A 7,470-nucleotide genomic window follows, 5' to 3' on the forward strand; every position below is an offset into this window, starting at 1 on the left:
TTAGGAGGCTATGGATATGAGTGAAGAGAAAAATGAAATTCTAGATCTAAATCAGGGCGACACCGTAACAGGAACGGTGGTAAAAGTAGAGGAAAAACAGGTTCTAGTTGACATCGGCTATAAAACAGAAGGCATTCTCCCAATCAGTGAATTATCAAGCTTACATGTTGAAGCAACGAGTGATGTAGTTAAAGAGGGAGATTCACTTACGTTAAAAGTCAAAAAAGTTGAAGATGATGAAATTGTTTTATCCAAGAAAGCTGTCGATGCAGAGTCAGCATGGGAAGATTTAGAGAAGAAATATGAGAATAATGAGATTTTTGATACAGAAGTAAAAGAAGTTGTAAAAGGTGGACTAGTAGTCGATGTTGGAGTCCGTGGCTTTATCCCTGCATCACTAGTGGAGACCTTTTATGTAGAGGATTTCTCAGAATACAAAGGTAAAACATTATCTGTTAAGATTGCTGATTTAAACCAGGAACAAAATCGTATCATCCTATCTCACCGTGCCGTTATAGAAGCCGAGGAGAATCAGAAAAAAGACCAATTACTACAATCTATTGAAGTTGGTCAAGTAATCGAAGGAACCGTACAACGACTTACTAACTTTGGTGCATTCGTTGATATTGGCGGAGTAGACGGACTTGTTCATATTTCTCAGCTATCACATGATCATGTTCAGAAGGCATCTGACGTTGTCTCTGAAGGGGATAAAATTAACGTTGAGATATTATCGATTGACAGAGATAATGAACGAATCTCTTTGTCACACAAGAATACACTCCCAGGTCCTTGGGCAAACATTGAAGAACAAATCACTAGAGGTGATACGATGGATGGTACCGTTAAACGCCTCGTTAACTTCGGTGCATTTGTGGAAGTGTTACCAGGAATAGAGGGTCTAGTTCATATTTCTCAAATTGCTAATAGACACATTGGTACACCTCAAGAAGTACTTGAAGTAGGTCAAGCTGTAAAAGTAAAAGTACTTGATGTCAATGAAAAGGAAGAACGTATTTCATTGAGTATCAAAGAACTTGAACAGGAACAAGAAGAAAAAGACTACAAACAATATGAAAAAAATGACGATCAATCCGGGTTTAACTTAAGTGACCTAATTGGTGATAAATTAGATAAATATAAAAGATAATCATATATGGTAAAAGCCCTTCCTTTATTGGAAGGGCTTTTTGTATATATTTCTTACTACCGACCGATAATGCCTAATGGGTGGTGACGGTTTGGAAAATGGTATCTTTTTTTACTGGTTCTCTTGGATTTTATGGATTTTTGTTACCTTTTTTATGAAGAAAAGTTATTTACGGACATGGTTTGCGTGCTGGATACTTTTATGTCTTATTGGATCTCAATTTTATATTTTTATATATCATTACACAATCTCTTTAACGTTTGTCATCATGTTCATCGGTGCTGTTTGCTTACTTGCTAGTCAACAGAAATTGATTTATCATCTGTTTTCTTCCTTTACAGTTACGATCGGATATGCCGCACTTTTATATTGGGAGAAAGTTTCTCCAATTTGGCTAGTGTTTCCTAGAATCTTAATTATTTCTATAATCATTGGTTTTATTGCAAGTTCTTTAGCTAGTAAGTACATTACAAGAATAGCCGTTTGCTTGTTTGGTGTGCTATCAGGTGAAGTGGTTCATGGGCTCACGCTGGATTATATTGGTCTACAAGAAACAATAGGTGAATGGTTATTTTTAGATACATTACTCTCTGCACTTTTATTATTAACCTTTTTAGACATACTACAAAGAGGGAAAACCAATCTAGATTTATTACTAAAAAATTACAAACAAAATTTGAGGTGGCAGGGAAAATGAATGAATATACCGTTCCAATTATTTTTGGAGTACTAGTAGGCACCATTACAAGAATGCTAATGCTAAGAACAGATTACAGACAATATCCAACGTATCTCCATGGGAAAATAATCCATATTTCATTGGGTTTCATTGCAGCATCCTTAGGTTCCTTAATCGTACCAGCCATTTTGGAAAAAGAATATACAGCTGTTACACTACTGACAGTGGCAGCAACCCAATTTAGGGATGTACGTAATATGGAAAGAAATACGTTAAATGAAATAGATGGTTATGAGCTTGTTTCACGTGGGAAAACATACATAGAAGGAATTGCAATTTCCTTTGAAAGTAGAAATTATCTAGTTATTTTGACCGCTTTTGTCGTAACAATGGTTTATATACTGAGCAACATATACTTAGCCGCTGTTGCGGGAATCATATGCATTATTGTTTCAAAAATATTGATGAGTGGTTCCACGTTAAAGGATATTGTAGAAATCGAATACCACGAACTGCATTTTGAAGGTGCAGGACTATACGTAGATAATATTTATATTATGAATATAGGTTTACCAGAAAGGCAAGAGGAAATAAGAAAATACGGGATGGGATTTGTATTAAAGCCTATGGATATGAATACGGTTAGCACGATTGCGAATCTCGGACAACGACAGGCGATTTTACATGACGTTTCCATTTCGCTTGGCGTATTTCGTGATTCAGGAACACCAGCATTAACGCCTTTGATTAAGCGTGACTTAGATGATGGACGGATTGGTGTGTTTATTCTTCCACAAGTACGAGATATTGCAAAGGCAAAAGAAATTATTGGTTCTGTTCCAGTGCTTGAAAGTGCAATCAAAATGCCATCTAAGTCAAAGTCACATAATAGGAAGGAGCATTAAGGATGGTGCTTGAAAAGGCAATTTTGGCGATTATAACCTTGAATGGAAACAGTGTCGGAGGGGGTGCGCCAATCTTCATTTGCGAAACGAAAAAGGAATTAGAATCGGTAGCAGCAAACTTAGAAGCAATTACGGATGGAATTGCGCATGCGCTGAGTGATGAATTATTTATTATTGTAAAGCATTGATATTAATTGTTAATATTTTCTTCTTTTGCTAGAATGAATTAAGTTAAGGAAATAGAACGCGAAAGAGAAAGGAATTCTTTTTTATGAGGAAATCGGTAGTAGCAATTGTAGGAAGGCCAAATGTTGGTAAATCAACAATCTTTAATAGATTAGTTGGGGAAAGAATTTCAATCGTTGAAGATATACCCGGTGTAACAAGAGACCGTATATATGCGCAAGCTGAATGGTTGAATCATACATTTAATCTAATAGATACTGGTGGAATTGAAATTGGTGATGAACCGTTACTTGTTCAAATGAGACAGCAAGCTGAAGTAGCGATTGACGAGGCGGATGTTATTGTCTTCTTAGTAAATGGAAAAGAAGGAATTACAGCAGCTGATGATGAAGTTGCGAAGTTATTGTTTAAATCAAATAAACCAATTGTACTTGGTGTGAATAAAATCGATAATCCCGAAATGCGTGAAACAATTTATGAGTACTATTCCATGGGATTCGGTGAGCCGTTCCCTATTTCGGGGTCGCACGGATTAGGTTTAGGGGATCTATTGGATCAAGTTGTTAGTTATTTTCCAGAAGTCTCAGGCGATGACAGGGACGAAGATACGATTTATTTTAGCTTAATTGGAAGACCAAATGTTGGAAAGTCATCCTTGGTAAATGCACTTTTGAATGAAGAACGAGTTATTGTTAGTGAAATCGAAGGAACAACAAGGGATGCGATTGATACCCATTTACAAAAAGACGGCCAAAATTTCGTTATCACAGATACAGCGGGTATGCGAAAGCGTGGAAAGGTTTATGAAACAACGGAAAAATATAGTGTACTAAGAGCTTTGAAAGCAATTGAAAGATCTGACGTTGTTTTAATCCTAATTGACGCTGAAACGGGAATAAGAGAACAAGATAAGAAGATTGCTGGTTATGCACATGAAGCTGGTAGAGCTGTAGTTATTGTTGTCAATAAGTGGGATACAGTGGAGTCGAATGAAAAAGCAATGAAAGAATTTGAAACAAACGTCCGTGCACACTTTCAATATTTAGATTATGCGCCGATCGTCTTTTTATCTGCAAGAACAAAAAAACGATTACACACACTTATTCCAGCAATCAAAGTTGCTAGTGAAAACCATGCCAAACGTATTCCAACTAATGTTCTTAATGATGTAATTATGGATGCATTGGCAATGAATCCAACCCCAACAATGAAAGGTAAAAGACTTAAGGTATTATATGCGACACAAGTTGCTGTGAAACCACCTAGTTTTGTAGTCTTTGTGAACGATCCAGAATTGATGCACTTTTCATACCAACGTTTTCTAGAAAATAAAATTAGAGATGCTTTTGGATTTGAAGGAACACCGATCAAGATATTTGCAAGACAGCGTCAGTGAGGGGGAGTAGATTTGAGTAAAATTGCTGTATTGGGTGCTGGTAGTTGGGGGACTGCTCTGAGTATTGTATTAGCCGATAACGGTCACGAGGTTTGTCTATGGTCACATCGTAAGGAGCAAGCAGAACGAATAAACAGCACACATAAAAATGAGAAATATTTAGCTGATGTTTCGTTACCTATGAATATTAAAGCATTTTATAATCTTGAAGAAGCGATTAAAGGGGCTGCAGCGATTGTAATTGTTGTACCTACAAAGGCCATTAGAGAAGTATGCCAGGAGTTAAATCAAATCCTAGATAAAGGAATCACGATTATTCATGCATCAAAAGGGATCGAGCCTGGTACATTAAAAAGGGTTTCAGAGATGGTGGATGAGGAATTACATCACTTCAAATACGAAGACATTGTAGTGTTATCTGGTCCTAGCCATGCGGAAGAAGTTGCACTCAGACACCCTACTACAGTTACGGTTGCAGCTGTAAATAAAAATAAGGCAATACATGCACAAGATTTATTTATTAATGAGGCATTTCGTGTGTACACTAGTTCTGACATTTTAGGAATCGAACTTGGTGGATCATTGAAAAATATCATTGCCCTTGGTGCTGGAATTTCAGATGGACTTGGATATGGAGATAACGCAAAAGCCGCATTAATAACGAGAGGGCTTGCAGAAATGGCTAGGTTAGGTACAAAGCTAGGAGCAGATCCACTTAGTTTCTTAGGTTTATCAGGTGTTGGTGATTTAATTGTTACTTGTACAAGTGTCCATAGTAGGAACTGGCGTGCAGGGAATCTGCTCGGCAAAGGCCACGATTTAGATGATGTATTAAATCAAATGGGTATGGTCGTTGAAGGCGTAAGAACAGTTAAAGCAGCTTATCAATTTGCAAAAGAAGAAGCTGTTGAAATGCCAATAACGACAGGGATTTATCAAATATTATTTGAAAACAAAACGCCAAAAGACATTGTAGAACAGTTGATGGGCCGAACAAAACGAGAAGAAATGGATGATATTGCTCATTTATTAGTAGAACGTTACGCTAAATAACACGTTAAGCTTCTCCTTGCATATAATATGACGAACAATCAATGCTAGGAGGAGAATATGTGAGTAACTTTCAAAAAGGTATGTTTGATAAGATTCAACAAAATTCAAATATAAATCCAGAAGACATTTTTAAAGTGGCAGATCAAGTAAAACATGCGAATCTTTCTGATGAAAAGACAGTAAGAGGGTTGGTTCGACATCTTGCAAAACTTGCGAATAAACCGTTATCTAAAGAAAAAGAAGATCAAATAGTGCAATCAATTGTGAAAAATAAAATTCCGAAAGATGCGCAATCTTTAAATCAATTATTTAAAAAATAGGTATTCCTGGGCAAGTGAGGATACATGAAGACATATACATGCATAAAATAAACCGCACAAGCATTTATGTATAGAGCCTGCTAAGGATTTTATTTAGTCAAACCGAGGTGAAGTAAGCCCCCTTCACTTCGGTTTTTTTACATTTTAAAATATAATATAAACAAATAATCATTTTTAATCATTTTGATTCTTGAAATTTCGGTCATATGTTATAATACGACATGCGTAGACAAAATATAGGGGTGAACGACATGTCAGTGTCAATGCTTAAAATGTACATATCTTTCGTAGGAATGGTTTTATTATTTATAGCAATTGGGTTAATTTACTTAAGCAGAAATAAATTAAAAGGCTGGGTAGCAGGTCTTGTTTCATTGCTAGCCTATATATGTTTAATTGTGGGTGGGTTAATCATTGTGTATATTGTTATGAGTGGGCCGACAGGATGAATGAGTGAAGGAGAGACCTATTTGTGAAGAATACATATGTTACGATTTTTGCGAGCATTCTGCTTTCAGTGATATTAAGTGGTTGCTTATATCCTGAAAGTGAATTAGAAAAAAATCAAATACCGGATGAAGCACAACAGGAAATGGTACAATCTGCAATAAATAAATATCAGGAAGAGACGAATGGACTGGTTCCAATTCGAACAAAGTCAAGTGATACGCCAATTTTTGAAAAATATTTGATTGACTTTAGTCTGTTAACCGATCGGGGGTTGTTAACAGAAATCCCTGGCAATGCCTATGAGAATGGTGGTGTATATCAATATGCTCTTATTACACCGGATGAGGATCCGAGGGTGAAGCTAATTGATTTACGATCAACAGAAGCGATTCGTAGTGTAAACATTCGATTAGATGTTTACCGTGATGAGCATTTATACCCCCCATTTGGGGATGTAGTGGCTGAGGATATCTATACAATTGATTACAAAAAGTTAGGATTAGATTCCCCTCCAACCGTTAAAAGTCCATATTCAGATGAGTTTTTGCCAGTAATTATGGATGTAAATGGTAAACTTTATATTGATTATCGTATCGATTTAAATCATGCCTTACAAGAGCATGAACATGCGTATGAAGAGGGAGACGATATACGCTACCTTCTAGCTGAAAATACACCGATATTACCAGCCTATTCCCTCCCGTATACCATCAAAAATGGGGAGCCTGTTTTTCTGACAGATTGATTCGTTTTTTTATAAGAATTGTGGAAAGCCTATTTTTAAAGATAGGCTTTCCATAATTTATTGCTTTTTTATATTTAGCATTTTTTATAAACTGTTGATTTCTTTAATTCAGTATTATGTAACTCTCGCTTACATTTATTAATGTTAAGCCCTTCCTTTCGCTCCGGCAGAATACTTCGCTTTCCACGGGCACGGCCTCAGCCCTCCTCGGAAGAAGACCACTTCCTGTGGGGTCTTCAGACACGTGCTGTTCCCGTAGGAGTCTTCGTATTCTGCCTACGCTATGTTAAGTGCTCTAGATGTTATTAAAGCTATCGAACATAAAATTACGTTCTGGGCAGTTTTTCCTCGCAAAAGCAGCGTTTTTTTAGTGGAAATCAAGTAGAGCAGGAACTTAGTGGAGGAAAGACACGTAGACTCCTACGGGAGGATAGGCCTAGGTGAGACTGCGTAGTGCGACAGCACGGAGGAGGCTCACCAGCCGCCCGTGGAAATGGTGTGACCCCCAATAGTTGGAGTTTTATTAAGCAACGATTAGATCGGTATGAATTCGGTATTGAACTGGACTCATACCGGTCAATCTTCC

9 protein-coding genes are annotated in these 7,470 nt (G+C 36.9%); all 9 read left to right on the top strand.

The window, feature by feature from the left end; genetic code table 11:
• Positions 1–16: 16 nt before the first annotated feature.
• The 9 genes from rpsA (at position 17) to D8M05_RS08555 (ending at position 6,884) form a co-directional block, all read left to right on the top strand.
• The gene (gene rpsA, locus D8M05_RS08515) at positions 17–1,150 is read left to right on the top strand and encodes a 30S ribosomal protein S1 (protein WP_379543719.1); all 1,134 of its coding nucleotides are present in this window, start codon (positions 17–19) and stop codon (positions 1,148–1,150) included.
• 91 nt (positions 1,151–1,241) lie between these two features.
• On the top strand, positions 1,242–1,847 hold the full coding sequence (locus tag D8M05_RS08520; protein ID WP_121130646.1) for a YphA family membrane protein: 606 nt from the start codon (positions 1,242–1,244) through the stop codon (positions 1,845–1,847).
• Complete coding sequence (locus tag D8M05_RS08525; protein ID WP_121130648.1) at positions 1,844–2,734, top strand: YIEGIA family protein; 891 nt, start codon at positions 1,844–1,846, stop codon at positions 2,732–2,734. The genes D8M05_RS08520 and D8M05_RS08525 overlap by 4 nt, the downstream gene beginning before the upstream one ends.
• A 2-nt stretch (positions 2,735–2,736) precedes the next feature.
• Complete coding sequence (locus D8M05_RS08530; protein WP_121130650.1) at positions 2,737–2,922, top strand: capping complex subunit for YIEGIA; 186 nt, start codon at positions 2,737–2,739, stop codon at positions 2,920–2,922.
• 83 nt (positions 2,923–3,005) lie between these two features.
• Positions 3,006–4,316 carry a ribosome biogenesis GTPase Der gene (gene der / locus D8M05_RS08535; RefSeq protein WP_121130652.1) on the top strand — a complete coding sequence of 437 codons (1,311 nt, stop codon included), beginning with the start codon at positions 3,006–3,008 and terminating at the stop codon, positions 4,314–4,316.
• Between the two features lie 12 nt (positions 4,317–4,328).
• Positions 4,329–5,369 carry an NAD(P)H-dependent glycerol-3-phosphate dehydrogenase gene (locus D8M05_RS08540; RefSeq protein WP_121130654.1) on the top strand — a complete coding sequence of 347 codons (1,041 nt, stop codon included), beginning with the start codon at positions 4,329–4,331 and terminating at the stop codon, positions 5,367–5,369.
• Between the two features lie 59 nt (positions 5,370–5,428).
• Positions 5,429–5,689, top strand: coding sequence for a stage VI sporulation protein F (locus tag D8M05_RS08545; RefSeq protein ID WP_121130656.1), 261 nt, complete (start codon positions 5,429–5,431; stop codon positions 5,687–5,689).
• Positions 5,690–5,940: 251 nt separating this feature from the next.
• Entirely contained in the window at positions 5,941–6,138 is a 198-nt protein-coding gene (locus D8M05_RS08550; protein WP_121130658.1) for a DUF2768 domain-containing protein, read from the top strand.
• Positions 6,139–6,161: 23 nt separating this feature from the next.
• Positions 6,162–6,884 carry a hypothetical protein gene (locus tag D8M05_RS08555; RefSeq protein ID WP_121130660.1) on the top strand — a complete coding sequence of 241 codons (723 nt, stop codon included), beginning with the start codon at positions 6,162–6,164 and terminating at the stop codon, positions 6,882–6,884.
• The last annotated feature ends 586 nt before the right edge of the window (positions 6,885–7,470 follow it).

Source organism: Oceanobacillus bengalensis (assembly GCF_003628445.1).
GTDB classification, from domain to species: domain Bacteria; phylum Bacillota; class Bacilli; order Bacillales; family Amphibacillaceae; genus Oceanobacillus; species Oceanobacillus bengalensis.